The sequence below is a fragment of the Neorhizobium sp. BETTINA12A genome, assembly GCF_023006485.1.
Taxonomy (GTDB): Bacteria; Pseudomonadota; Alphaproteobacteria; order Rhizobiales; family Rhizobiaceae; genus Neorhizobium.
This window is the reverse complement of sequence record NZ_JALBGW010000003.1, coordinates 96,192-121,828: the sequence shown is the minus strand read 5'-3', so window position 1 is coordinate 121,828 and position 25,637 is coordinate 96,192. Positions and strand designations below refer to the sequence as shown.

The following is a 25,637-nucleotide window of genomic DNA, read 5'->3' as shown; positions in this document are numbered from 1 at the left end:
CCGGCCGGCGAACTCTTCGTCGACGAGGGCGCCGAAACCGCGCTCGGCACCGGCAAGAGCCTTCTGCCGGCCGGCGTGCGCCGCATCGACGGCCAGTTCCATCGCGGCGACACAGTCGCGATCATTGGCGTCGACGGTCGCGAGATCGCCCGAGGCCTTGTGAGCTATGACGCAGAAGAGGCCCGCCAGATCACCGGCCGCAAGTCCGGCGAGATCGAGGCGATCCTCGGTTATGCCGGCCGCGCCGCCATGGTCCATCGTGACGATTTGGTGATGACCGGGCCGGCGAAACGTAAAGACAAAAAAGAAGATCGCAAGGAGGATGCCGCCCATGCTTGATATGGTTGCGAAGACCGGCGACATCGCCGTTGTGATGGACCAGATCGGTCGCAATGCAAGGGCTGCGGCACGCCAGCTTGCAACGGCTTCGACCGACGCGAAGAACAAGGCGCTCCACGCCATGGCGGACGCGATCCTTGCCGCCAGGGACAGGATCCTCGCCGCCAATGCCGCGGACCTGAAGCAGGTCGAGGGCAAGGACCTTCTGCCGTCGTTCATCGACCGGCTGACGCTCACCGAAAAGTCCATCGCCGGCATGGCGCAGGCGCTGCGCGAGATCGCCGAGTTCAAGGATCCGGTTGGCGAAGTCATCGCCGCCTGGGATCGTCCGAACGGCCTTCATATCGAGCGCGTCCGCACGCCGCTTGGCGTCATCGGCGTGATCTATGAAAGCCGCCCGAACGTCACCGCCGATGCCGGCGCGCTCTGCCTCAAGGCCGGCAATGCCGTGATCCTGCGGGGCGGTTCCGATTCGGCCCAGTCGTCGGAGGCGATCCATGATTGCCTTGTGGCTGGTCTGAAAGCTGCCGGACTTCCCGAACATGCAATCCAGATCGTGCCCACTACCGACCGCGCCGCCGTCGGCGCCATGCTGTCGGGACTGAATGGAGCGATCGACGTGATCGTGCCGCGCGGCGGCAAGAGCCTCGTCGCCCGCGTCCAGAACGAGGCGCGTGTGCCGGTCTTTGCCCATCTCGAAGGCCTCTGCCATATCTATGTAGATGCCTCCGCGGACCTGGAGATGGCGAAAAAGATCGTCGTCAACGCCAAGATGCGCCGCACCGGCGTCTGCGGCGCGGCCGAGACCCTGCTGATCGACAGTGCTGGGATCGGCACGCACCTGATGCCGATCCTCGAAGCGCTGACGGAAGCCGGCTGCGAAATCCGCGGCTCGGCCACCGTTCTCAAGGTGTTTCCGGGCTTCAAGCCTGCAACGGAGGAAGACTGGCGCACCGAATATCTCGATGCTGTCATCTCGGTTGCGATCGTCGACGGCATTTCCGGCGCCATCCGCCACATCAACACCTATTCCTCGAACCATACGGAGGCGGTGATCGCCGAGGATCCTGAGGTCGTCTCCCGTTTCTTCAACGAACTCGATTCGGCCATCCTGCTGCACAATGCCTCCACCCAGTTTGCTGACGGCGGCGAGTTCGGCATGGGCGGCGAAATCGGCATTTCGACCGGCAAGATGCATGCGCGCGGCCCTGTTGGTGTCGAGCAACTGACCTCGTTCAAATACCGGGTGCACGGCACCGGCCAGATCCGGCCCTGACCGCGCGTGACGGAAGAGACGATCGATCGCCGATATCGGGTCATGCCGCATGCCGAACGGGGCATGGCCGTCGGCCTGTTCGGCGGTTCGTTCAATCCGCCGCATGAGGGCCATCTCCTGGTCGCCGAGATCGCGCTTCGCCGGCTCGGCCTCGACCAGCTCTGGTGGATGGTGACCCCCGGCAACCCGCTGAAAAGCCGCTCCGAACTTGCTTCGCTCGACGACCGGCTGGCGATGAGCGAAAAGCTGATCGACGACCCCCGCATCAAGATCACAGCCTTCGAAAAGACGCTCGGCGGCTCCTATACCGCCGATACGCTTTCCTTCGTGAAGGCCAAGAACCCGCTCGTGCACTTCGTCTGGGTGATGGGCGCCGACAGCCTGAAGACCTTTCACTTGTGGCAGAAGTGGCAGTCGATCGCCTCGACCTTCCCGATTGCCGTCATCGACCGTCCCGGGGCGACATTGTCGTTCCTGTCATCGAAAATGGCCCGCACCTTCGATTACGCCCGGGTGGACGAGGATGACGCGGGTACGCTCTGGAAGAGGCGCGCGCCGGCCTGGACCTTCATCCACGGTCCGCGTTCGGCACTGAGCTCCACGGCGATCCGCGCCGCAAACGATCGGAAATCGGACTGACATCGGCCAAGCCGTTGCGACCAAAGGGGTCTATATCTTTCTATCACCTTTTCGGGCGCTCTCTTGAAAGATTAAGAATTCGATGCCACCTTAAACACAGCGGCCGAGCGTGAATCGGATTCGCTTCAAGTGCCTGTTGCTGTTACCCGGATGAAAGGACAAACCCTGACAACAGTACACGCCAAGGGCAGAACGGCCTCCGTTCTCCCGCAGAGCCTGGAACGTGGCGCCGATGCCGCCGCCCGTGCTCTCGAACTGGTCCTCGCAAGTCTCGAGGACTCCAAAGCTGAAGACATCGTCACCATCAACATTGCTGGAAAATCAGCGCTCGGGGACTACATGGTCGTTGTCTCCGGACGATCGAACCGGCATGTCATGGCCATCAGCGATCACCTGATTTCCGACCTGAAGGACGAGGGGCTTGGCAACGCCCGCGTCGAGGGGCAGGAGACCGGCGACTGGGTGCTCATTGACACCGGTGACATCATCGTCCACGTGTTCCGGCCTGAAATCCGCGCGTTCTACAACATCGAAAAGATGTGGGCGACGCCGGATATCGAGGAAGGCACGCTGCTGCACTGACGGGTTCGGGCATGTTCTGAACCGGTCGGACTGAGGTCGAAATCACGCGGCTGGGTGCCAACTCGCCGCAGGGTGAAATTTTCGGCCGCAAAATCAACGGATCAGGACATGCGAATAAGCCTTTTCGCCGTGGGACGGCTGAAGACCGGACCGGAGAAGGAGCTTGCGTCCCGATATCTCGACCGCTTCGCCAAGACTGGCCCGGCGGTGGGTCTTGAATTGTCGAAACTGATCGAGATCCAGGAAAGCCGGGCGGCGAATGCCGATACCCGCAAGCGCGAGGAAGCCGGTGCGCTCGAAAAGGCGCTTCCCGAAGGCGCGGTTCTCATTCTTCTCGACGAACGCGGCAAGGCGCTCGACAGCGAGGCTTTCGCCGGTGTGATTGGCCGATATCGCGACGGCGGCAAACGCGACCTGTTGCTGGCGATCGGCGGTGCCGACGGGCTGGATCCGGAACTCCGTGGGCGGGCCGATGCCGTACTCAACCTCGGCTCGATGACCTGGCCGCATCAGCTGGTGCGCATTCTGATTGCCGAACAGCTTTACCGCGCGGTCACTATTCTTTCGGGCCATCCCTATCACAGAGCTTAAAAGATCGTTTACCTTCAAACACGATGTTGTTTGTGGCCTCGTCGGGCAAATCAGCTTAGGCTTTCTCGATCCGACGATGAGCGGAGCGGGAATGCGGACAATCAGGATCACATCGTACCGGCGCGCGCTGCTTCTGGCGGCGGCTCTCGGTTTTGCGCTGGTCCCGCCCTTCCAGATCTCCAATACCGCGCGCGCCCAGAGCGCAACATCGCCAATGGCGCCCCAGGCCGCCCCTTCAGGCGCAGTCGATCCGACAGCCGATCTGCAGCGCCGACGCAACGAAACCCGCGGCGAGCTTGAAGTTCTGACCAAGAGCATGAAGATTTCGGGCGACCGTGCTGCCGCCATTGAAAAAAACATCGCCGATATCAGGAAGAACACCGCCGATGTCCGCCAGGCGCTGATCGATTCGGCGGCACGCCGCAGAGGTCTGGAAACCAAGATCCTCGGCAGCGAAAAGAAGATCACCGAACTGAAGCTCAAGGAGGACGGTATCCGCACCTCCCTGCGCGGCCGCCGCGCGGTGCTGGCCGAGGTACTCGCAGCCCTGCAGCGCATGGGCCGCAACCCTCCTCCGGCACTTCTGGTGACGCCCGATGATGCGCTCGCCTCGGTTCGAAGCGCGATCCTGCTTGGCGCCGTCGTTCCCGGCATGCGCCACGAGGCGGACAAGCTCGTTGCCGACCTTCAGTCGCTGGCCTCCCTGCAGGCTTCGGCGATGACCGAGAAGACGACCGTCTCCAGCACCATCGCCGCGAGCCTCGAAGAGGACCGGCGCATGGATCTTCTGCTTGCCGAAAACGAAAAGTTGAACAAGCGCAACGCGGCCGATCTCGACGCCGAGCGCCGCCGCTCCGAGGAGCTTGCCGGACGCGCTACCACGCTTGAGAACCTCATTCAAACGTTCGAAGGCGACATCGCCTCGGTGCGCGAGGCCATCGACCGGACGCGCGCCGAGGAAGAACGCCAGCGCATGATGTCCGACGCCGAGCGCGAAAAGGCAAAGCAGCTGGCCCAAAGCGGCGTGCCCGACAAAAACCGCATTGCGCCCGCATACGCGTTTTCAAGCCTCAAGCAGAAGCTGGAGCTTCCGGTTGCCGGAGATGTATTGCGGTGGTTCGGCGACGCCGATGGGACGGGGCACACGGCGAGAGGCATAACTGTCGCTTCGAATGCGGGGGCAGTGGTGACGGCGCCGGCTGACGGCCTGGTGGTCTTCGCCGGAGCCTTCCGGAGTTACGGCCAGATGATCATCCTCAATGCCGGAGACGGATACCATCTGGTTCTGACCGGCATGGATGTAGTGAATGCGCGGCAGGGCAAGTTCGTTTTCGCAGGCGAACCCATCGCCGTGATGGGTGAGAAAAGAGTGGCAAGCGCAACTGCATTGGCGCTGGAAACAGATCGTCCAACGCTTTACATTGAATTCCGAAAAGATGGCACACCGGTCGATTCCAAACCGTGGTGGACCTCGAAAGAAACTGGAAGGGCACGAAATGATTCGTAGGGCTTCTCTTGTCATCGTCGGTGCACTCTTGGGTGCGACCGCGATGAGCGTGATTTATTCGGCCGGTGTGCCGGCGCAGGCCGCCGGCCCTTCGACCTACCGGGAACTGTCGATCTTCGGCGACGTCTTTGAGCGGGTCCGCGCCCAGTACGTGACGCCGCCGGATGAAGAAAAGCTGGTCGAGAACGCCATCAATGGCATGCTGACCTCGCTCGATCCCCATTCGAGCTTCATGAATGCCAAGGATGCCGAAGACATGCGCACGCAGACGCGTGGCGAGTTCGGCGGCCTCGGCATCGAAGTCACGATGGAAAACGAGCTCGTCAAGGTCATCGCGCCGATCGACGACACGCCCGCCTCCAAGGCCGGCATTCTGGCAGGCGACCTCATCTCCGAGATCGACGGCGCACCGGTGCGCGGTCTGAAGCTCGAAGACGCCGTCGAAAAGATGCGCGGCGGCATCAACACCCCCATCAAGCTGACCATCATCCGCCAGGGCGCCGATAAGCCGCTCGACATCACCGTGGTACGCGACATCATTGCGGTCCGCGCCGTGAAGTCCCGCGTCGAAGGCGGCGATGTCGGTTATGTCCGCGTCATCTCCTTCACCGAGAAGACCTATGACGACCTCGAAAAGGCGATCAAGAAGATCAAGGCGGATGTCCCGGCCGACAAGCTGAAGGGTTACGTGCTCGACCTGCGCCTCAACCCGGGCGGTCTGCTCGATCAGGCGATCAATGTTTCCGACGCCTTCCTCGAACGTGGCGAAGTGGTTTCCACCCGCGGCCGCAATGCCGAAGAAACCCGCCGCTTCAACGCCGGCCCGGGCGATCTGACCGATGGCAAGCCGGTCATCGTGCTCGTCAACGGCGGTTCGGCTTCCGCTTCGGAAATCGTCGCCGGCGCGCTCCAGGATCTGCGTCGTGCGACGGTTCTCGGCACGCGCTCCTTCGGCAAGGGTTCGGTTCAGACGATCATCCCGCTCGGCGATGCCGGCGCGCTGCGTCTGACGACCGCGCTCTATTACACGCCGTCGGGCAAGTCGATCCAGGGCACCGGCATCCAGCCGGATATCAAGGTCGATCAGCCGCTGCCACCGGAACTGCAGGGCAAGATCAGGGCTGAAGGCGAATCCAGCCTACGCGGCCACATCCAGGGTTCTGCCGAGACCGACGAAGGTTCCGGTTCCGCAGCCTATGTGCCGCCGGAAGCCAAGGACGATATCCAGCTCAACTATGCGCTCGACCTCTTCCGCGGCGTGAAGAAGGATCCGTCCTTCCCGCCGAGCCCGGATAAGGCCGCCGCCGCCACGATCAAGAAGTAAAGACATCATCGGGCCGGCCAGCGTGACGCGTCGAAAAGACGCCGCGCTGGCCGGTTCTTCGTATCTGCAGGAAAAGCGCGGACTAGACCTTGGGCACCGATCTCCATGCACCGCTCGGACAGAACCGGCCGGCCGCTCGACGACGGAGCCGAAAGTTTTCCTTCGCAATCGTTTTTGCCGCTTTCGCGATTGCCGGCATTCTGGGACTTTCGCTCTACGCCATGCGTGGCGATGATGCCCTGAAGCAGGTTGCTTCCAACGTTCCACCCGCCTCCAAGCCCGAACAGACCCAGCCTCCTTCGAAACCCGACCGGGACGCGGCTCAGCAATCTGCCGGCATGCCTCGATCGGATCCCAATTCCGGCGCCAATATCGAGCGGACGCTCACCGATGATGGGTCGGTCGTGACCAAATATACGCCCCGCTCGCGCGATGGCAGCGGGCCGGTGATGATCGGCACCCAGCGGATCGGCCAGGATCCCCGCATGGCTGCCCAACCCAATGATGCGCTTCTGGAGAATTCTCCCCATGGCCGGCTGCCGATTGTCGGTCCCGGCGGGCAGCGTCCGATGGACCAGTACGCGCGCCCCTGGTCCGGCGCGCGCGGCACCCGCATCGCAATCGTCGTCGGCGGTCTTGGCCTTAGCCAGACAGGCACCCAGCGGGCGATCCGCGACCTGCCGCCCACGGTGACGCTCGCCTTTGCCGTCAGCGGCAACAGCCTGCAGCGCTGGATGCAGGATGCCCGCCGTGCTGGTCACGAAATCCTGATCCAGGTGCCATTTGAACCGTTCGATTATCCGGCAAACGATCCGGGCCCCGGCACTTTGCTGACCAAGATGTCCCCCAAGGATAATCTCGGCCGCCTCCATCAGGCCATGGGTGAGATCACCAACTATACCGGCGTCATGAACTATCTCGGCGGCCGCTATCTCTCGGATGCCGGCGCGCTGGAACCGGTGCTGCGCGATATTTCAAAACGCGGGCTGCTTTTCCTCGATGACGGGACATCGGCGCAGTCGAAGACTGCGGTCGTTGCCAAGGCGATCGAACTGCCCCATGCCTTCGGCGATCTGACCCTTGATGGACAATTGCAGAAGGACGCGATCCTCAAGAAACTCGATGAACTGGAGCGCATCGCCGGCCGCAAGGGAACGGCAATCGGCATCGCCTCGGCTTTCGACGAAAGCATCGATGCGATAAGGCAATGGAGCGAGGAAGTCTCGCAGCGCGGGATCGAGATTGTCGGCGTCTCGTCGCTTGCAAGCGAAAGCGTCGAACCGTGATCGATCGGAGTTATCCATGAGCAAGAAAGACAAACGCTCGGTCATCGCCGAGGAACTTCCCTATCGCCCCTGCGTCGGCATCATGGTTCTGAACCAGGCGGGCCTTGTCTGGGCCGGCCGGCGCATCAGCGAAGGCAATAGCGAATATGATGGCTCCCCGCAGCTCTGGCAGATGCCGCAGGGCGGCATAGACAAGGGCGAGGACCCGCTTCCCGCCGCCTATCGCGAGCTTTACGAGGAGACGGGGATGCGCTCCGTCACCTTGCTTGCCGAGGCGCAGGATTGGATCAATTACGATCTGCCCGCGCATCTGATCGGCATCGGGCTGAAGGGAAAATATCGCGGCCAGACCCAGCGTTGGTTTGCCTTCCGCTTCGATGGCGACGAGAGCGAGATCGCCATCAACCCGCCGCCGGGCGGACACGCGCCGGAATTCGATGCCTGGGAATGGAAGCCGATGGCGGAACTGCCCAGCCTGATCGTGCCCTTCAAGCGCGCGGTCTACGACCAGGTCGTCGCGGAGTTTACGCATCTGGCCGAAGCGGCAGCCGAACGGCTCTGACTAACCAGGGCCGGCGCTCCTTTCATGCTTCCATAGTCAACGTTCCCATCGACCGAAATAAAAAGACCCGGCGAAGCGGATGCTTCGCCGGGTCTTCTGCGTTCGGATACTGGTAATTATTCGGCTGAATCCGCGGATTCAGCATTAAGGAGGCCGTAGCGTTCCTCGCCGATCTTCGCCAACAGGTCGAGTTGGGTTTCGAGGAAGTCGATATGGCCCTCCTCATCCATCAGAAGCTCTTCGAAGAGCTTCATCGACACGTAATCGCCGGCCGCGTGACAGATATCGCGAGAGGCTTTGTAGGCTGTGCGGGCATCATATTCACCGGCAAGATCGGCCTCAAGGACTTCCTTGACGTTCTGGCCGATGCGCAGCGGGGCAAGCGTCTGAAGATTGGGGTGGCCTTCGAGAAAGATGATGCGATCGATGAGACGATCGGCATGGTGCATTTCCTCGATCGATTCCGCTCGCTCTTTTTTCGCGAGCTTCTTGAAGCCCCAATCCTCCAGCAGGCGATAATGCAGCCAGTACTGGTTGACGGCGCCTAGCTCGAGAAACAATGCCTCGTTAAGCCGCTCGATGACCTTTGAGTCGCCTTTCAATGTCCGCTCTCCTGTTTTCTTCATGGAACTGTCTCAGGCGGGACATATATACGACCACTTCGTCTTCCGTCGAGTGGTGGTGGGCGTGATATTCTTCGGTCGTGCGGATGATCAGGTCGACAACGCTTGGGAAGCAGCCGCAGCAGCGGCCGCGTTTCGCCATGGCATGATAGACCTTTGACGGTACGATGAGCTGCCAACAGTCCTCATCAAGGAGTTGCGTGATGACGTCCTTGATTTCCCTGTCGGTGATGTAATTGCAACTGCAAACCAGCATTCTCGGTCGACCTGCCAAACATGACCCGTAACATCCTCTTTTTGCGAAAGCGGACAGGAGATGTCAAGAAAGAATCGACATATATGAGTCACTTCTTAAGGGAGCCTGCCATACCCACGGCTTCTTCTTTTGTATCATGGCATCGGTAATTAGTGGAAATTGCGGCCCTTCGGCATGACGCTCCCTGGTCCGGCTTCGTAGGAACCGTCAGGCACCGCCTCTTTTGCACTTCCCCTGCGCGCCTCCTCCATTCCATTCGAACGCCTCTTCTGCCGGTGGTCTCCGCTCGATTGCAGCGCCTCGTCCGAGCGGGCCGACACGCCGAACCGCCTCGCCTCCTTCTGCAGCAGACCCAGCATCGGGGTAATGTCTTCGATATGCTCGACCACGGTATGGATGACGCCGCTCTGGCTTTGCAGTCTCCCCCGGATCTTCACCAGCCGCGCGCCCATCACGACCGGCCGATAACGTTCGAAAATCTTCGACCAGACGATCGCATTGGCAACACCGGTCTCGTCTTCCAGCGTCATGAAGATAACCCCCTTGGCCGAGCCCGGCCGCTGCCGGACAAGAACGATCCCGCCGATCGTCACCCTCTGCCCGTTCGGGACCGCCAAAAGATCGACGCTGCGGGTAATCCCCATCGCCTTGAATTCTTCGCGCAGAAACGAAACCGGATGCGCCTTCAGCGAAAGCGAGAGATAGCGGTAATCCTCGATCACCTGTTCGCCGGGCAGCATTTCCGGCAGCGTCGCTTTCGCCTCGGGCCGAAGATCCGCATTGTCCCCAACGTCAAATAGAGATCGGCTCTCGGTCGTCTTTTTGGCATCGAGACCACGAACTGCCCAAAGTGCTTGTCGGCGCGATAACGCAATATCTCCAAAGGCATCAGCATCAGCCAGCCGCTCGATAGCCGATTTGTCGAGACCAGACCGGATCCTTAGATCGTGGACGGACTCATATCCCTGCCCGCGATTGGCGATCAATTTCTTGATCATGTCCTCTTCTGCCAAACCTTTGACCTGGCGGAAACCCAGTCGCACGGCATATCTCGTCCTGATGACATCCCGCATGGATTCGTGACGCTTATCGATCGCGGTTTTGTCGAAGGCGGTTTCTTCCAAGGTACAGTCCCATTCCGACCTGTTGATGTCGACGGGGAGAATCCCGACACCGTGCTCGCGTGCATCCCGTATGAGTTGGGCCGGCGCATAAAATCCCATCGGCTGGGAGTTCATCATCGCCGTGCAGAAAACATCCGGGTAATAGGCCTTGATCCAGGAAGAGGCGTAGACAAGCAAGGCGAATGAAGCCGCGTGACTTTCCGGAAACCCGTATTCGGCGAAACCTTCAATCTGGCTGAAGCAGCTTTCTGCGAATTCTCTGGGATACTTATTCTTCTCCATACCAGCAATGAAATCACGCCTGAATTCATCCACTCTTCCGGAACGCTTGAACGTTGCCATCGACCGACGCAATTTGTCAGCCTTCGCCGCCGAAAAGCCGGCTCCGGTGATTGCGATCTGCATCGCCTGCTCCTGGAAAAGCGGCACTCCCAGCGTCCGTTCAAGAACCTTTTCCAACTCAGGGCCCGGGTATTCGATAGGCTGATTGTTCCGTAAGGCCTCCCGCCGCTTCAGATAAGGATGCACCATGTTGCCCTGGATCGGGCCGGGCCGGACGATCGCCACCTCGACGACAAGATCGTAGAATTTTTCTGGCCTCAGCCGCGGCAGCATGCTCATCTGCGCCCGGCTTTCGATCTGGAAAACGCCGATCGTATCGGCTCGGCAAATCATGCCATAGACGTTTTTGTCTTTATCTTTCTGAAGAAGACCCGCCAACGTCTCCTCTCGATCGTAATGCTGCTTCATCAGCTCGAATGCCTTCCTGAGGCAGGTCAACATACCGAGCGCCAGCACGTCGATCTTCAAAAGCTTCAACGTATCGAGATCATCCTTGTCCCATTCGACCATGTAACGGCCAGGCATTGCCGTTTTCATGATCGGCACGACTTCATCCAGCCGGTCGCGGGTTATCAGGAACCCGCCGACATGCTGGGTGAGATGCCGCGGAAAACCCATAAGTTCCTTGGCATGAGCAATCACCTTGAGTGTCGTTTTATCCGTCACATCGAGCCCCGCGACCCTTGCCTCGCGCTCCGAAAGCCCCTCTTCCGACCAGCCCCAGACCGTGCTCGAAAGGGCTGACTGTACATCTTCGGAAAGGCCGAAAGCCTTGGCCACCTCGCGGCCTGCCATGCGGGTCCGGTAGCTGGTAACCGCCGCCGTCAAGCCGGCATGGCGATAGCCGTAATGCCGGTAGATATACTGGATAACCTCCTCGCGTCGCGCGTGCTCGAAATCGACGTCGATATCCGGCGGCTCGTTCCGCTCCGTCGAAATGAACCGTTCGAAGAGAAGTGTCGTGAAAGTCGGATCGACCTCGGTGATGCCGAGGCAGAAACAGACGGTGGAATTGGCCGCCGAGCCACGCCCTTGGCAGAGAACCTTCAGCACATCTCGGGCATGCCAGACGATGTGGCGTACCGTCAAGAAATACGGCTCGTATCCCATCTCCTTGATCAGATCGAGTTCGTACCTGATCTGGCCTGCGATCTTTTCGGTAATTTCGTCAGGGTATCGGCGCTTTGCCCCTTCCCAGGTAAGACGCTCCAAGGTTTCCGATACGGTTTCACCCGGAACGCTCTCATCTGGATAATTATGGCTGAGTTCATCGAGCGAAAACTTCAGCCGGCTGAAGAACTTTCCCGTATTGTCGATCGCATCGGGATAGGCGCGGAAGAGCCGCGCCATTTCGGCAGGTTGCTTGATATGCCTTTCTCCATTCGGCGCCAGCCGAAATCCGGCTTCCTGGATCGTCACATGTTCGCGGATTGCCGTGACCACATCCGACAGGGATCGCCGATAAGGGAGATGGAAAAGAGGCAGGTTGGTCGCGACCAAGGGCACCCGGTTGCGCGCGGCAATCCGGGCAAGCAAGTTGAAAACAAAGACATCTCGTCCATCATAGGTCGGCGACAGAACCAGATAGATGTTCTTTTTGAACCGCTCTCTGTATTTACCGAGACAGGCTCCGAGGTGTCGCTGATAGGCCATCTCTTCCACGCGGGAAAAATCCGGCACGACCGCCAGCATCATCTCGTCGCACCATTCCAGAAGATCCCATTCTTCCAGAATGCAGGACCCTTTGTTGGTCCTGAGATTTCCACGGCTCAGCAGGCGGCAGAGATTGGCCCAGCCCTTCCGGTTCTGCGGATAGGCGAGAATATCCGGCGTGTTGTCGGAAAAAACGAGCCGCGCTCCCGGATAAAACGCACAAGGGAGGATGGCTGCTTCCTCGTCTTTCTTTCTGCCCTGCTTCTGCTGAAGCTCGTAGGTTTCCTTCATGTTTCTGACTTGGCTATGCGCTCTCACCACGCCGGCAACGGAATTCCTGTCGGCTATACCAAGGCCGGATAGGCCGAGCACGCTTGCCGCCAAGATCATCTCCTCCGGTTTGGCAGCCCCTTCCAGGAAAGAGAAATTGGTCTTCGCGCCGATCTCGAAAAAAACGGGGGCATCCGTCATGCGAAAATCCCATGCACGCGCCAGGTCGGCGCAGTTTTGCCGGCAACGTAATGACCGGCGCGGAAAATCCAGAAGCGGCGGCCAGCTTCACTTTCAAGCCTGAAATAGTCGCGCTCCTCGACATCCTCCTCGTCATTCCACCATTCGGGCGAAATCCGCTCCGGCCCCTCCGCACGGATGACTTCATGGACGATGCGGCGCCAGCGGAAACGCTGCGGAGGGCCATCCGGCACCGTTGCCGCAAAAGCCTCCATCAGTTCCGGATGACGGAAGAGCCGCAAGGGGCGGTCACTTTTCGGCGCGAAGGTAAAAATCTCCTCGGTCTTTTCCCGGACGATCCGCGAGGCAATCGCCGGCACGAACACTTCCGCGCGCTCCGGCACGTGGCTCTGCTTCGGTTCGGCGATCTGCAGACAATCGGCCCCGAGCCGGGCCGAAACCCGATCGACAAAATCGGCAAGCGAGATTTCGCTATCGCCATTGCCGGTGAAATCACCCTGGGAAATCCTGAAGACATCGTATTGCAACACGTTGAGGCGCAGGAGCTCGAAACCAAAGCCTGCATCGAGGTCATCGTGCACGGCGTTCAGGCGCTCGGAAAACAGCAAAGAGATCCGTTTCGGATCCTGCAATGGCTGCGAGGCACCGGCGGCGATGCGAAACACCCGGCCATCGACCCGGAAAAGCACCAGTTCGAAAACACGCCCCCCGACACCACGGGCTTCCAGTTCCGATTTCAACGAAATGGCAATCTGGCCGGCCAGCTGCAGAATATGTTCTTCCGCCTGGATCGGTTCGGCGAGCCGTCGCTCGGCGGAAAGGGCAGCCACGGGACGGCGAGGCGAGATGGCTTCCTCATTGTGCCCGAGCGCCTGATCCAGCCGAAGCAATAGATGAATGCCGAAACGGCGAGCCAACGGCGCACGCGGCATCGGCAGAAGGTCGCCGATCCTTTTCAGTCCGAGCTTGTAAAGCGATGCGACAGTGGCCTCATCGATACGCAAAGCATTGACCGGCAGCGGCGCCAGTACCGCCTCCGTCACCTGGTCGGCAATCACGCCGCCGCGGCCGAAGCGACAGGCGGCCCAGGACAGGCCCGGCGACGAGGAGATCGCCCCTTTGACATCGAATCCCATCTGCAAAAGTCGGCCAAGGATGTCCTTGAGCAGAGCCTCCTCGCCACCGAAGAGGTGGGTGCAGCCGGTTATGTCGAGAAACAGACCTTCGCGGCCGTCCAGCGCCACCAGCGGTGTATAACGGTCGCACCAATCGGCGATCGCCTCAAGAAGGCCCCGGTCCGCCGCGCCATCCTCGTCCACCACGTCGATCTTCGGAAACATGGCGCGCGCTTCCGCCAACCCCTGCCCACGCTTCAGCCCGAGACGTTCGGAAACCTCGTCGAGCGCTGTGAGCCGCATGGCGTTTTCGCGCCGGCCGGCACAGAGGATCGGCGGATGATGTTCAGGACGCCCTTTCGAACGCCACGACAGCCCCCAGAGCCGGCGCGCGATCCTGTCGGTCGGCAGGTGCGGGAAGACGAGCGCCAGGATGCGCTGGCGGGTTGCGGAAAGAGAAAGCCTCTCCTGCCTCTCGGCCGAGGGAAAATTGACGGTCATGGGGATTCCACTCCAGAAGTAGGGATAGCGGAGCCGGGATGCGGCTCTTCTCCAGGGTCAGCCTGAAAACGGGATGACCGATGCTGCCGCCAAGCTCGGATCCCTCCGGAAGATGCCGGCGAGCCGCCGGCGCCGGTTCGACAAGGAAGCGGAACGAGGCGCTGCTTGCCTCCTCCTCTCCCGCATGCCGCAGCAGAAAGAGCGGCCGTCCCGCCGCCTTTGCCCTCAGACCCAACCTGCGGCTTTCGGTGAGACCGAAATGCCTGGGGTTGCCCCGGATTTCGAGAATGATGGCGACAACAGCCCCGCTGGCCACCGCAGTCTCCGCAAGCCACAGGGCATCGTCCAGCTTGCGCGGAGAGGCGTAAAGAACATCCCGCTGGCTCAATCCGAACTGTTTGAGGCCGACGGAATAGGGAATTCCGGCCTCCTGCGTGGACACGACATCGCCGATCCACAGAACCGGCGCGTCGCCTGGCTGTCTCGCTTTCAGGTGAGAGGCCAGCGAGAGAGCAAAGCCGCTTGCTGCTCCGGCATCTCCCATCAGCAGCGAGCGGATTTCCGTGATGCCGTCGAGCGGCAGGCCACCTTCCAACGCGGTATCCATCGGCGGTATGCCGAATGGCAAACGCGGTTGATTATTCCTGGCTTTCTGGCCTTCCGGATCAGCGGCCAAGTCCGCTTGTTCCGCCGCGGCAAGCGCCGGGAGAGATTTTCCTTCCAGTCTGGCGATCTGTTCGCGCAGGGCAAAAAGCGTCTCCTGCGCCGTGGCGTGCTCGGCCATGGCGTCAGCTCCATTCGTACATGTTCTCTTTATGTTCTTATGGATTCCAGAGCTGGCCGAAAGAGTCAACAGCCAAATCCTGGGAATCTTTTCCTCGGATCCTAGGCCAATGATTCTTCACTCGAAAAATATCGCGGGAGGTACTATATGGGCCTGATCAGAAGGAGAGCCTATGGCCCGCATCGACCAGACCGACGATTGGCAGGATCGCCACGCACCGACGATCAGCACGTTCGAGTCGCTGGCAATCGAGGCCTATGGTCATTTACCGGAGGAATTCCGGGCTCTCACCGTCAACCTGACGATCGAGATCGAGGATTTTCCGGACGACGACGTTTTCGAGGATATGGCACTCGAGACGCCTTTCGACCTGCTCGGCCTTTTCGAAGGCCGCGGCATTTCCGAGCGGTTCAACATGGAAACCGGTGAATTGCCGAACCGCATCCGGCTTTATCGCCGGCCGATCCTGGATTACTGGGCGGAAAACGAGGAAACCCTGGGCGATATCATCACCCATGTGCTGATCCACGAGATCGGCCACCATTTCGGCCTCAGCGACGACGATATGGAGCGTATCGAGGCCAGCGCCGACGAAGCTGCTCAGCGCTGATCCTCTCCGACTGGAGCTTATTGCTCGCCGAGCTTCATCTCGGGATCGTATTCCTTGCCATGAACGGTTTTGGTCACCGCCTGGCCGCACTGCATCTCGCCGGTCGTGGCGTTGAAGGCGTAGGTCGGCGAACCGGAAAGTTCCCAACCCTTGTTCAGTGCCGCCGTCACCTTGTGGCAGAAGGAAGAATCGTCGGGACCGCTGAGGAAGCGATAAAGTTTCATGGCGTTTTCTTTCGTTCGGCGATGATGCGTGCCTTGGCGGCAAGCTTTTCAGCCTCCACCAGGTGCAGCCGCTCGACCATCTTGCCGTTGAGGTTGATGACGTTGAGATGTTGCGCGTCCGGTTCCGCAAAGGCGGCAATCACCGCTTCCGCCTCTTTCACGGCCTGAGGATCCGGCCCGAAATGCCGGTTGGCAGGTTCGATCTGGGCCGGATGGATCAGCATCTTGCCGGAAAAGCCCATGGCGCGTCCCTGGGCGCATTCCGCCTCAAAGGCTTCTGCATCCTTGAACTCGTTGAAGACGCTGTCGATCACATCGATCCCATGGGCGCGGCCGGCAAGCACGATCTGCATCAGCCAGGGCACCAGATAGGCCCGACCGGGCTGCGGCAGCACGCCCGTCTCCTTGCGCAGGTCGTTGAGGCCGACCACGAAACACTGGAGCCGCTCGTCGACAGGGGCAATTGCCGGCGCATTCAGGACGCCCTTCGGCGTTTCGATCATCGCCCAGATGGCAAGATCGTCCGGAGCCCCGGCCTCGGACAGGATATCCGCCACCGCCTGGACCTGCGACATGTGCTCGACCTTCGGGATCAGCACCACGTCGGGAGAGACCTCGGTCACCAGGTCCATATCCGCCTTGCCGAATTCGGTTTCGAGCGGGTTGATGCGGATGATCGTTTCCCTGCCCCGGAGCGGATTTTCCTTAAACAACCGGCGCAGGTTGTCGCGGGCCTCCGCCTTCTTTTCCGGTGCGACGGAATCTTCCAGATCGAAGATCGCCGCATCGCAATCGAGGCCATGCACCTTTTCCAATGCCCTCGCATTGCCGGCCGGCACGCTCAGGATCGAGCGGCGAATATGAAAGGAGGCGGATTTGATATCAGTCAAGGCGATCATCCGCGCTTTGTGCCAATCTTTTTGGTCTGCGGCAATACTGCATGCCCAAAGCCCCTTGCAAGACAGGGCGGAAGGCTCCACATTCCTTGATGAGAAAGGTATATACCATGCAAAACATTCGCGTATTCTTCGTCATCATATCTGCCATTGCCGTGCTCGCCATGGCAGCACTTCTGACGGCTTCGCTGACCGTCGCCTTTGCCGGCATTCTCGCAGTTCTGTCCATCGGGCGTGCGCTTTCGGCGCGGCTGAAGCCGGTTCCGGTACGGGCCAAGGCGAGCAAGCGCGAGATGCGCGTCTGGAACGACGGCCGCGGCACGATCATCGACCTCTGATCGCGCCGAAGCGGTAAAGAGACGAATGCGCCGGTTTCCGGCGCGTGGGCGTACCGGTTCACGCCAAACAGCCCTTCAAATCCGCGTCAATATGCTTTATGGCAGCTTCCGCAGATAAGTCCACGTGGAGGCAGATCATGGAAAAGTTCACCAAGCTCACAGGCGTTGCAGCGCCGCTGCCGGTCGTCAATATCGACACGGACATGATCATTCCGAAGGATTATCTCAAGACGATCAAGCGCACCGGCCTCGGCAAGGGCCTGTTCGCGGAAGCCCGTTACAATGACGACGGCTCGATCAACCCGGATTTCGTGCTGAACAAGCCCGCCTATCAGAATGCCAAGATCCTGGTCGCCGGCGACAATTTCGGCTGCGGTTCCTCGCGGGAACACGCGCCGTGGGCGCTTCTCGATTTCGGCATCCGCTGCGTCATCTCGACGAGCTTCGCCGACATTTTCTACAATAACTGTTTCAAGAACGGCATCCTGCCGATCGTCGTTTCCCCGGAAGATCTTGAAAAGCTGATGGACGATGCCGAGCGCGGCTCGAACGCCATCCTTTCGATCGACCTGGAAGCCCAGGAAATCACTGGCCCGGATGGCGGCTCCATCCGTTTCGACATCGATCCCGGCCGCCGCCATATCATGCTCGAAGGCCTCGACGACATTGCCTCGACGCTGAAGAGCGATGCGGCGATCAGCACGTTCGAAAACAACAACCGAGCCGCTCGCCCCTGGCTCTGATTTCCGGAGCATCCTGATGGTCAAGCGGATTTCCTCCGGATCGCCCTTCGAAGCGCGGATCGGCTATTCGCGCGCCGTCGTCGACCGCGACATGGTCTATGTCTCCGGCACCACCGGCTACGATTATGGTCGGATGGAAATGCCCGAAGACGCCGCCGCCCAGGCCCGCAATACGCTCGGCACGATCGAGAAGGCATTGAAAGAGGCCGGCAGCAGCCTTCAGGACGTCGTCCGGGTGCGCTATTACCTCACCGATATGGCCGATTACGACGCCATCGTTCAGGTACTTGGCGAGACCTTCTCCGAGATCCGGCCAGCGGCCACGATGGTCGTCTGCGGCCTCACCATGCCCGAAATGAAGATCGAGATCGAAGTGACTGCCCGCATCGGCGCCGGCAGCCCTTAAAACCTTTCCAGCCTCGTCGCTCTAGCAGGTTCGGACGAGGTTTTGCCAGGCGCGGAAATTCCGCGCGGGAGGACGCGAGCCTGCAAAACCCGCAAGGATACCAAACGATATGGCAAAGAACCTCTTCCTCCTTCCCGGCGACGGCATCGGCCCCGAGGCCATGGGCGAAGTCCGCAAGATCATCGCCCATATGAACAGCGCCATGAAGGCCGATTTCGTCCTCGACGAAGGGCTGGTCGGCGGCTGCGCTTACGATGCCCATGGCGCCGCGATCTCCGAAGGGGACATGAGCAAGGCCATGAACGCGGATGCCGTGCTCTTCGGCGCCGTCGGCGGCCCGAAATGGGACCAGGTTCCTTATGAAGTCCGTCCGGAAGCCGGCCTGCTTCGCCTGCGCAAGGACATGGAACTGTTTGCCAACCTGCGTCCAGCCATCTGCTATCCGGCGCTTAGCTCCGCTTCCTCCCTGAAGCCGGAACTGGTCGAAGGCCTCGATATCCTGATCGTCCGCGAATTGACCGGCGGCGTCTATTTCGGCGAACCGAAGGAAATCATCGACCTCGGCAACGGCCAGAAGCGCGGCATCGATACGCAGGTCTACGATACGTATGAAATCGAGCGCATTGCCGGCGTCGCCTTCGAGCTTGCCCGCACCCGTAAGAATGCCGTCTGCTCGATGGAAAAGCGCAACGTCATGAAGTCGGGCGTGCTCTGGAACCAGGTGGTCACCGAAACTCACAAGGCGAAATATTCAGACGTCAAGCTGGAACACATGCTGGCCGATGCCGGCGGCATGCAACTGGTCCGTGCTCCAAAACAGTTCGACGTGATCGTCACCGACAACCTGTTCGGCGACATGCTCTCCGACGTCGCGGCGATGCTCACCGGCTCGCTCGGCATGCTGCCGTCCGCATCGCTCGGCGCACCCGATGCCAAGACCGGCAAGCGCAAGGCGCTTTACGAGCCGGTCCACGGTTCGGCGCCTGATATCGCCGGCACCGGCGTTGCCAACCCGATTGCGATGATCGCTTCGTTCGCCATGTGCCTTCGTTACTCCTTCAACATGGTCACGGAAGCCGACAACCTCGAAAAGGCCATCGCCAACGTGCTGGATCAGGGTATCCGCACCGGCGACATCATGGCCGAAGGCGCCCGCAAGGTCGGCACCGCCGAAATGGGCGATGCGATCCTCAAGGAATTCGTAGGCCTTTCCGCCTGATAACACCGATCGGTGCCTTTCCGCCCAAGGCGGAAAGGCACCTTCATATTTGGCGTTCGGCATCCTGCTACCCATATCGCGGAATCTATGGGAAAAAGCGGCGCGGGATCGATCCCGCGCCACGGACAGAGGCCGATGAAACGGACAATCGAAAAACTGAAACATCGGCGGTATCGCCATCCATCCGGGCCGCCGTCGCCGCGATGGCTGCCTTATGCGCTGGTCACGATCAACCTGATCCTGATCGCCTTTTTCCTGCTCGATGCCCCCGTCGGCTCCTATGCCGCCCATACGCCCAACGTGCTGCTGCCGGTCGGCAAGGCGATCACCGATTTCGGCACGTCCGGCTGGATCCTTTTTGCGACAGCGCTCCTGTTTTTCGAAGCGCTCGCCGTTATCCGGCTCGCACCCGGCCTGAAAGCCCGCTTCCAGGCGATGCTGGTCAGCCATGTCGCGGCTTATATCTTTGTGGCCGTTGCCGGTTCCGGCCTTCTCGCCAACCTGGTGAAGCGTATCATCGGACGCGCCCGGCCAGGACTTTACGAGCAATGGGGTTTCCACGGCTTCAGCCCTTTTTCCGGCTCTCGGTTCGAAAGCTTCCCTTCCGGCCACGCAACCACGGTGGGCGCGTTCCTGATGGCACTGGCGCTGCTTGCTCCGCGCTACCGCCTGTTCTTTCTGATCATCAGCTTCTGGCTCGGTTTTTCGCGCGTCATCGTCGGAGCCCATTATCCGAGCGATGTGATTGCAGGCCTCTCCTTCGGCGCTTGGTTCTCGGTGATCATGGCAATCGTCTTTTCCCGTTACGGGCTGCTTTTCCGGCAGGAGCCGGACGGCTGGCCGGTTCTGCGCCGGGCGATACCCCTGCTGATACGTCCCGACTGGAAAAACACACCCTTCCCGCCGCGCGGCATGCCACCGAAGCGGGAGACGGACGTAAAACAGCAATGACCCCTTCATGAAAAAAGCCCGGCGCAGTTGCCTGCGCCGGGCTTTTTCATTTTAGCGGGGTTGCTGACGCAAACCCGAACAGGGAACGAAACCCTTATTCCGCGTGGATATCGCGATCCTTGGTTTCCGGCAGGAAGAGCAGCCCGATCACCAGAGTGATGACTGCGAAAACAATCGGATACCAGAGGCCATAGTAGATATCGCCCGCGGCCGCGCTCATCGCAAAAGCCGTTGCCGGCAGAAGGCCGCCGAACCAGCCGTTACCAATGTGGTAAGGCAGCGACATGCCGGTATACCGGATGCGGGTCGGAAAGAGTTCGACCAGCAGGGCCGCGATCGGGCCGTAGACCATCGTCACATAGATGACCAGAACGAAGAGGACGGCGATCGTGCCGATCCAGTTCACCCGGGCCGGATCGGCCACCATCGTGAACGCACCGCCCTTGGCGATCGTATAGACCGGCATGTCGGTGACGCCCTTCGCTTCGTCCGCGGTCAGCAGCTTTTGGCTGACGAGGTCGGCCGCAGGAACGCTCGCCTTTTCGCCGCCGCGAACGGAGGCGGCATTGAGAGCAAGTTCCGGATTGGCGGCGATGAAGGCGTCGAGCTTGGAATCCGCCACCTTGATCGCACCGCGGCTTAGCGGGTAACCGGCATCGTGAAGCGCAACATTGACGCCCTTTTCGAAGGCGCGCTGCTTGGCTGCGGCATCGGCGCCGGCAGCAACCGAGTCAAAGCTGGTGACGCTCTTGCCGGCGATCTTTACCGTAGCCGGCTGGCCGGTGGGACCGACGACAACTTCGTAAGGCACCGAGTTACGGGTCAAGAACGACGTGGCGATATCGCAGGAGCTGGTGAACTTCGATGTGCCGGTCGGGTTGAACTGGAATTTGCAATCCGCCGGATCGGCCGTGACAGTCGCCTTGATCGTCGCCTGGGCTTCGGCAAGTGCCGGGTTCGCCATCGAGGTCATCGCCTTGAAAAGCGGGAAGTAGGTGACCGCCGCAATCAGCAGGCCGGCCATGATGATCGGCTTGCGGCCGATCTTGTCGGAAAGCCCGCCGAAGATGACGAAGAACGGTGTGCCGAGGAAGAGCGCGATCGCGACCATGATATTGGCCGACAGGAGATCCACCTTCAGCACGTTCTGCAGGAAGAACAGTGCATAGAACTGGCCGCCATACCAGACGACGGCCTGGCCCATGGTCGCGCCGAGAAGCGCGATGATGGCGATCTTGGCGTTGCGCCAGGTGCCGAAGGCTTCCGTCAGCGGTGCCTTGGAGCCCTTGCCTTCGGCCTTCATCTTCTGGAATGCCGGTGACTCGTTCATCTTCAGGCGGATCCAGACGGAAACCCCGAGCAGGATGACTGACACGAGGAACGGAATGCGCCAGCCCCATGCCGCAAATGCGGTGGCACCCATGAGCCACTGGACGAAGACGATGACGATCAGCGACAGGAAGAGGCCGAGTGTCGCGGTCGTCTGTATCCACGAGGTGAAATAGCCACGTCGCCCATGGGGCGCATGTTCGGCCACATAGGTCGCGGCACCGCCATATTCGCCACCAAGCGCAAGGCCTTGCAGGAGGCGCAGGGCGATCAGGATGATCGGGGCTGCGATGCCGATCGTGGCGGCACCCGGCAGGATACCGACCAGGAAGGTCGACATGCCCATGATCAGAATGGTCACAAGGAAGGTGTATTTCCGGCCGACGAGGTCGCCCAGGCGACCAAATACCAGCGCGCCGAAGGGGCGGACCAGGAAGCCCGCAGCGAACGCGAGCAGCGTGAAGATGTTACGCGTTGCTTCCGGATACTGGGTGAAAAAGGTCGCGCCGATATAGGTGGCGAGTGAACCATAGAGATAGAAATCGTACCATTCGAATACGGTGCCGAGCGAAGAAGCGAAGATGACTTTCTTCTCCTCCCGCGTCATCGGTCCGGCCTTCACGCCGACCCCCGTTGCGACATTTGCCATTATCGTCCTCCCTCAAGATAAAACTCGCGTGCCGACTCCGGGCCCGTTCCTCCTGGGCTTGGGCACGGCGACGCATTGTCGCAGATTGACAGAATTCAAGGCTCAAGAAGAGGGATGCTTTGGGATTATGACTTTCGTCTAATATCGCGCGCACCGTGCACCACGGATGCCGCAGCGCAGCAATCGAGTTAGCATCGCTTGACTCATTGCAAAAATCTTCTAAACACCTTCGCGAACGGGAAGACACCCACATGCGCGCCTGCGAATTCGACATCGCTGCCTCCGCACTGCCGGCTATCCAAGCTGCGCAGCGGGCGTGTTTTTCCGCTTTCTTCAAAACCAAGGCCAAAACGACGACGAAAACCGTCTGACGTCTCTGGCCGCCGCTCTCTCCCCGGATGGCCGGGGACAAGGAATTCCGCGACTTCAACCGCGGCTTCCCCCTCACCGGAAACGAGGAGAGACAGAAAGAGAGCAAAAAAATGGGTTTCAAGATCGCAGTCGCCGGTGCAACCGGCAATGTCGGCAGGGAAATGCTAACGATCCTTTCCGAGCGCGGCTTCCCGGTCGACGAAGTCGTGGCGCTGGCATCCGCCCGTAGCCAGGGAACCGAAGTTTCGTTCGGCGACCGGACGCTGAAGGTTTCCAACCTGGAAAACTACGACTTTTCCGACACCGATATCTGCCTGATGTCGGCAGGAGGCGAGGTTTCCAAGAAGTGGTCGCCGAAGATCGGCGCCCAGGGCTGCGTCGTCATCGATAACTCTTCCGCCTGGCGTTACGATCAGGACGTTCCGCTGATCGTTCCGGAAGTAAACCCCGATGCGATCTCCGGTTTCACCAAGCGCAACATCATCGCCAATCCGAATTGCTCGACCGCGCAGCTCGTCGTTGCCCTGAAGCCGCTGCACGACTTTGCCAAGATCAAGCGTGTGGTCGTCTCGACCTACCAGTCGGTTTCCGGCGCCGGCAAGGAAGGCATGGACGAGCTCTTCACCCAGACCCGCGCCGTCTTCGTCGCCGATCCGGTCGAATCCAAGAAGTTCACCAAGCGCATCGCCTTCAACGTCATCCCGCATATCGATAGCTTCATGGAAGACGGCTATACGAAGGAAGAGTGGAAGGTTCTCGCCGAAACCAAGAAGATCCTCGATCCGAAGATCAGAGTGACCTGCACTGCCGTGCGCGTTCCAGTTTTTATCGGTCATTCGGAAGCGGTCAATATCGAATTCGAAAACGAGATCACCGCCGATCAGGCCCGTGACATTCTCCGCGAAGCTCCGGGCTGCCTCGTCATCGACAAGCACGAGAACGGCGGTTACATCACGCCCTATGAATGCGCCGGCGAGGACGCCACCTACATTTCCCGCATCCGTGAGGATGCGACGGTGGAAAACGGTCTCAACATCTGGGTCGTTTCCGACAACCTGCGCAAGGGCGCGGCGCTCAACGCCATCCAGATCGCCGAGTTGCTTGTCAATCGCGGCCTGATCAAGCCGCGCAAGGTTGCTGCCTGATAGATAATAAATTTATTAAGCATGTTCCGATAGAAACCCCGTCAGAAATGGCGGGGTTTTTCTGTCGAATCACCCATATCACGAACTATTCATGAACGGATGAGTTGCGATTGTTTGCAACCGCCGCCATAAGGCCGAAACAATGCACATTATCCGGACGCTTCTGGCCGAGCGATCCGGTTCTCGGGGACGGGTTTGACCGCATGAAGAAGATTTTGCTGGCAGGATTGATCGCAACCGGTTTCATGACCGCTAGTCCGGCGCTTGCCGCGCTCCAATGCGGCAACGATTCATCCGGCTTCGCCCGCTGGGTCGAGGAGTTCAAACGGGTTGCGCCGTCGAACGGCGTCAATCCTTCGGTCGTCGAAAAGGCCTTTTCGGGCGTCTCCTACAATCGCCCGACCATCAGCGCCGATCGCGGCCAGAAAAGCTTCAAACTCTCATTCGACGACTTCATGAAGAAGCGCGGCGGGGCTGCCATCATCTCCCGCGGCAAAGGCATGAAGTCCGGCAATGCCGCGCTTTTTGCGCAGATCGAGCGCCGCTTCGGCGTGCCGGCCGGCCCGATCATCGCTATCTGGGGCATGGAAACCGGCTTCGGCAGCTTCATGGGTGATCAGCATACGCTTTCCGCTGTCGCGACGCTCGCTTACGATTGCCGCCGCTCCGCCTATTTCACCGAACAGCTTTATGCTGCGCTTGAGCTGGTCGGCCGAGGTGATCTGAGCGTCACCGCCCGTGGCGCTGCCCACGGCGAAATCGGCCAGACCCAGTTCCTGCCGCTGAACGTTGTCCGCTACGGAGCCGACGGCGACGGCGACGGCCATATCGACATGGTCCGTTCGCGTGCCGATGCGCTTGCCTCGACCGCCAACTTCCTAAAAGGACATGGCTGGAGAGCCGGTGCCGGTTACCAGCCGGGCCAGCCGAACTTCGTTGCTATCCAGGGCTGGAACGCCGCAACCGTCTATCAGCAGGCGATCGCCTATATGGGCGCACAGATCGACGGCCAATAAGCCCGCCGGCAGTGAAGTTTCGCTTCACCTGAAAAATTCAGGCCGACGCTTGTTCGGCCTGGACGGGCAGTTCGGTAAGGTCCGGACGGACGAAGTCGCCCTTGCTGTCCATAATCCACAATTCGCCGCTCGAGATATCGAACCAGGCGCCGTGAACGCTGAGTTCGCCTTTCTCTCCACGTTTTTTGACGAACGGGAACGTCTCCAGGTTGGCGATCGAATTGCGGATCGACACCCGTTCCAGCGCTGTCTGCCGCTCGGCCTGGGTCATGAACTCGTTGCTCTGGATCTGTTCGGCGGCCGGTTTGACCAGCGCCATCCAGCGGCCGATGAAATCGCCGGGAGAAAGCGGCGACATGCTCGGATCCAGTGCCGCTCGGATACCGCCGCAACGGCCGTGACCCATCACCACGATATTGTCGATCTCCAAAACCTCGACCGCATATTCCAACGCCGCCGAAGTGGCATGGAACTGGCCATCCGGTTCAAAAGGCGGGACCATGTTGGCGACGTTGCGGACGACGAAGAGTTCGCCCGGACCGCAGTCGAAAATGGTTTCCGGTGCGGCACGGGAATCGCAACAAGCGATGAGAAGGGTGTGGGGGTTCTGCCCGGTCTCCGCCAACACGCGGTAGCGCTCGCGTTCATCGCTATAGCGCCCGCTCATGAAGTTGCGGTAGCCCGCCAGAAGTTTGGCTGGAAAATCCGTCATGGAACAACGATTATAGCGCCGCCGAGCGAAGATCAACGGCCATTGTGCATCT

The 25,637-nt window shown here is 60.3% G+C and carries 25 protein-coding genes and 1 pseudogene; 17 read left to right on the top strand and 9 right to left on the bottom strand.

Annotated elements, in window-relative coordinates; all coding sequences use genetic code 11:
- From MOV61_RS02110 to MOV61_RS02070, 9 genes are all read left to right on the top strand, one after another.
- Positions 1-339: PUA domain-containing protein (locus MOV61_RS02110; RefSeq protein WP_309493569.1), on the top strand; the 339-nt coding region annotated here is incomplete at its 5' end.
- Positions 332-1,615: a glutamate-5-semialdehyde dehydrogenase gene (locus MOV61_RS02105; RefSeq protein ID WP_247135353.1), complete on the top strand. Its 1,284-nt coding sequence runs from the start codon at positions 332-334 to the stop codon at positions 1,613-1,615. The genes MOV61_RS02110 and MOV61_RS02105, both read left to right, overlap by 8 nt.
- Positions 1,616-1,657: 42 nt before the next feature.
- On the top strand, positions 1,658-2,254 hold the full coding sequence (locus MOV61_RS02100) for a nicotinate-nucleotide adenylyltransferase (RefSeq protein ID WP_247033273.1): 597 nt from the start codon (positions 1,658-1,660) through the stop codon (positions 2,252-2,254).
- 150 nt (positions 2,255-2,404) lie between these two features.
- Positions 2,405-2,836 carry a ribosome silencing factor gene (rsfS, locus tag MOV61_RS02095; RefSeq protein WP_037086221.1) on the top strand — a complete coding sequence of 144 codons (432 nt, stop codon included), beginning with the start codon at positions 2,405-2,407 and terminating at the stop codon, positions 2,834-2,836.
- A gap of 108 nt (positions 2,837-2,944) precedes the next feature.
- Positions 2,945-3,427: a 23S rRNA (pseudouridine(1915)-N(3))-methyltransferase RlmH gene (gene rlmH / locus MOV61_RS02090; protein WP_247135352.1), complete on the top strand. Its 483-nt coding sequence runs from the start codon at positions 2,945-2,947 to the stop codon at positions 3,425-3,427.
- A 91-nt stretch (positions 3,428-3,518) separates the two neighbouring features.
- The gene (locus MOV61_RS02085) at positions 3,519-4,934 is read left to right on the top strand and encodes a murein hydrolase activator EnvC (RefSeq protein WP_247135351.1); all 1,416 of its coding nucleotides are present in this window, start codon (positions 3,519-3,521) and stop codon (positions 4,932-4,934) included.
- A complete protein-coding gene (locus MOV61_RS02080; protein WP_038547237.1) occupies positions 4,924-6,258 on the top strand; it encodes a S41 family peptidase in 1,335 nt (444 codons plus the stop codon). The genes MOV61_RS02085 and MOV61_RS02080 overlap by 11 nt, the downstream gene beginning before the upstream one ends.
- A gap of 89 nt (positions 6,259-6,347) precedes the next feature.
- On the top strand, positions 6,348-7,544 hold the full coding sequence (locus MOV61_RS02075) for a divergent polysaccharide deacetylase family protein (RefSeq protein WP_247135350.1): 1,197 nt from the start codon (positions 6,348-6,350) through the stop codon (positions 7,542-7,544).
- 16 nt (positions 7,545-7,560) lie between these two features.
- Complete coding sequence (locus MOV61_RS02070) at positions 7,561-8,106, top strand: RNA pyrophosphohydrolase (RefSeq protein ID WP_247135349.1); 546 nt, start codon at positions 7,561-7,563, stop codon at positions 8,104-8,106.
- A 116-nt stretch (positions 8,107-8,222) separates the two neighbouring features.
- Here MOV61_RS02070 and bfr read toward each other — a convergent pair whose 3' ends face one another.
- The 5 genes and pseudogenes from bfr to MOV61_RS02050 form a co-directional block, all read right to left on the bottom strand.
- Complete coding sequence (gene bfr, locus MOV61_RS02065; protein ID WP_038547247.1) at positions 8,223-8,708, bottom strand: bacterioferritin; 486 nt, start codon at positions 8,706-8,708, stop codon at positions 8,223-8,225.
- Positions 8,674-9,077, bottom strand: a pseudogene (locus MOV61_RS30545) ((2Fe-2S)-binding protein). Before MOV61_RS30545 ends, bfr begins: the two are co-directional and overlap by 35 nt.
- 57 nt (positions 9,078-9,134) lie before the next feature.
- Complete coding sequence (locus tag MOV61_RS02060) at positions 9,135-12,575, bottom strand: error-prone DNA polymerase (protein ID WP_247135348.1); 3,441 nt, start codon at positions 12,573-12,575, stop codon at positions 9,135-9,137.
- A complete protein-coding gene (locus MOV61_RS02055; RefSeq protein ID WP_408962338.1) occupies positions 12,572-14,023 on the bottom strand; it encodes a Y-family DNA polymerase in 1,452 nt (483 codons plus the stop codon). Before MOV61_RS02055 ends, MOV61_RS02060 begins: the two co-directional genes overlap by 4 nt.
- A 13-nt stretch (positions 14,024-14,036) precedes the next feature.
- Entirely contained in the window at positions 14,037-14,975 is a 939-nt protein-coding gene (locus MOV61_RS02050; protein WP_247135347.1) for an ImuA family protein, read from the bottom strand.
- Between the two features lie 172 nt (positions 14,976-15,147).
- Between MOV61_RS02050 and MOV61_RS02045 the strand changes: the two genes are divergently transcribed.
- Positions 15,148-15,585: a metallopeptidase family protein gene (locus MOV61_RS02045; protein WP_038547261.1), complete on the top strand. Its 438-nt coding sequence runs from the start codon at positions 15,148-15,150 to the stop codon at positions 15,583-15,585.
- Positions 15,586-15,602: 17 nt separating this feature from the next.
- Here MOV61_RS02045 and MOV61_RS02040 read toward each other — a convergent pair whose 3' ends face one another.
- Together MOV61_RS02040 and MOV61_RS02035 are read right to left on the bottom strand one after the other, a co-directional pair.
- Positions 15,603-15,809, bottom strand: coding sequence for a DUF1737 domain-containing protein (locus tag MOV61_RS02040; RefSeq protein ID WP_007764402.1), 207 nt, complete (start codon positions 15,807-15,809; stop codon positions 15,603-15,605).
- Complete coding sequence (locus MOV61_RS02035; RefSeq protein WP_247135346.1) at positions 15,806-16,708, bottom strand: CoA ester lyase; 903 nt, start codon at positions 16,706-16,708, stop codon at positions 15,806-15,808. Before MOV61_RS02035 ends, MOV61_RS02040 begins: the two co-directional genes overlap by 4 nt.
- A 107-nt stretch (positions 16,709-16,815) precedes the next feature.
- Between MOV61_RS02035 and MOV61_RS02030 the strand changes: the two genes are divergently transcribed.
- From MOV61_RS02030 to lpxE, 5 genes are all read left to right on the top strand, one after another.
- Entirely contained in the window at positions 16,816-17,043 is a 228-nt protein-coding gene (locus tag MOV61_RS02030; protein WP_038591495.1) for a hypothetical protein, read from the top strand.
- 137 nt (positions 17,044-17,180) lie between these two features.
- Complete coding sequence (gene leuD, locus MOV61_RS02025; RefSeq protein ID WP_038547271.1) at positions 17,181-17,786, top strand: 3-isopropylmalate dehydratase small subunit; 606 nt, start codon at positions 17,181-17,183, stop codon at positions 17,784-17,786.
- A 16-nt stretch (positions 17,787-17,802) separates the two neighbouring features.
- Positions 17,803-18,192 (top strand): RidA family protein, encoded by a 390-nt coding sequence (locus MOV61_RS02020; protein WP_038547274.1) that lies wholly within the window; start codon positions 17,803-17,805, stop codon positions 18,190-18,192.
- 109 nt (positions 18,193-18,301) lie between these two features.
- A complete protein-coding gene (gene leuB / locus MOV61_RS02015; protein ID WP_247135345.1) occupies positions 18,302-19,411 on the top strand; it encodes a 3-isopropylmalate dehydrogenase in 1,110 nt (369 codons plus the stop codon).
- 135 nt (positions 19,412-19,546) lie between these two features.
- A complete protein-coding gene (gene lpxE / locus MOV61_RS02010; protein WP_038547280.1) occupies positions 19,547-20,362 on the top strand; it encodes a lipid A 1-phosphatase LpxE in 816 nt (271 codons plus the stop codon).
- A gap of 94 nt (positions 20,363-20,456) precedes the next feature.
- Here the strand turns inward: lpxE and MOV61_RS02005 are convergent, their stop codons facing one another.
- On the bottom strand, positions 20,457-22,340 hold the full coding sequence (locus MOV61_RS02005) for an MFS transporter (RefSeq protein ID WP_247135344.1): 1,884 nt from the start codon (positions 22,338-22,340) through the stop codon (positions 20,457-20,459).
- 482 nt (positions 22,341-22,822) lie between these two features.
- On the opposite strand from MOV61_RS02005, the gene MOV61_RS02000 reads away from it, so the two are divergent.
- Positions 22,823-23,857 (top strand): aspartate-semialdehyde dehydrogenase, encoded by a 1,035-nt coding sequence (locus tag MOV61_RS02000; protein ID WP_038549857.1) that lies wholly within the window; start codon positions 22,823-22,825, stop codon positions 23,855-23,857.
- Between the two features lie 203 nt (positions 23,858-24,060).
- Entirely contained in the window at positions 24,061-24,873 is an 813-nt protein-coding gene (locus MOV61_RS01995; RefSeq protein ID WP_038547286.1) for a lytic transglycosylase domain-containing protein, read from the top strand.
- Positions 24,874-24,910: 37 nt separating this feature from the next.
- On the opposite strand, the gene MOV61_RS01990 is transcribed toward MOV61_RS01995, so the two are convergent.
- Entirely contained in the window at positions 24,911-25,585 is a 675-nt protein-coding gene (locus MOV61_RS01990; RefSeq protein WP_038591515.1) for a carbonic anhydrase, read from the bottom strand.
- Between the last annotated feature and the right edge of the window lie 52 nt (positions 25,586-25,637).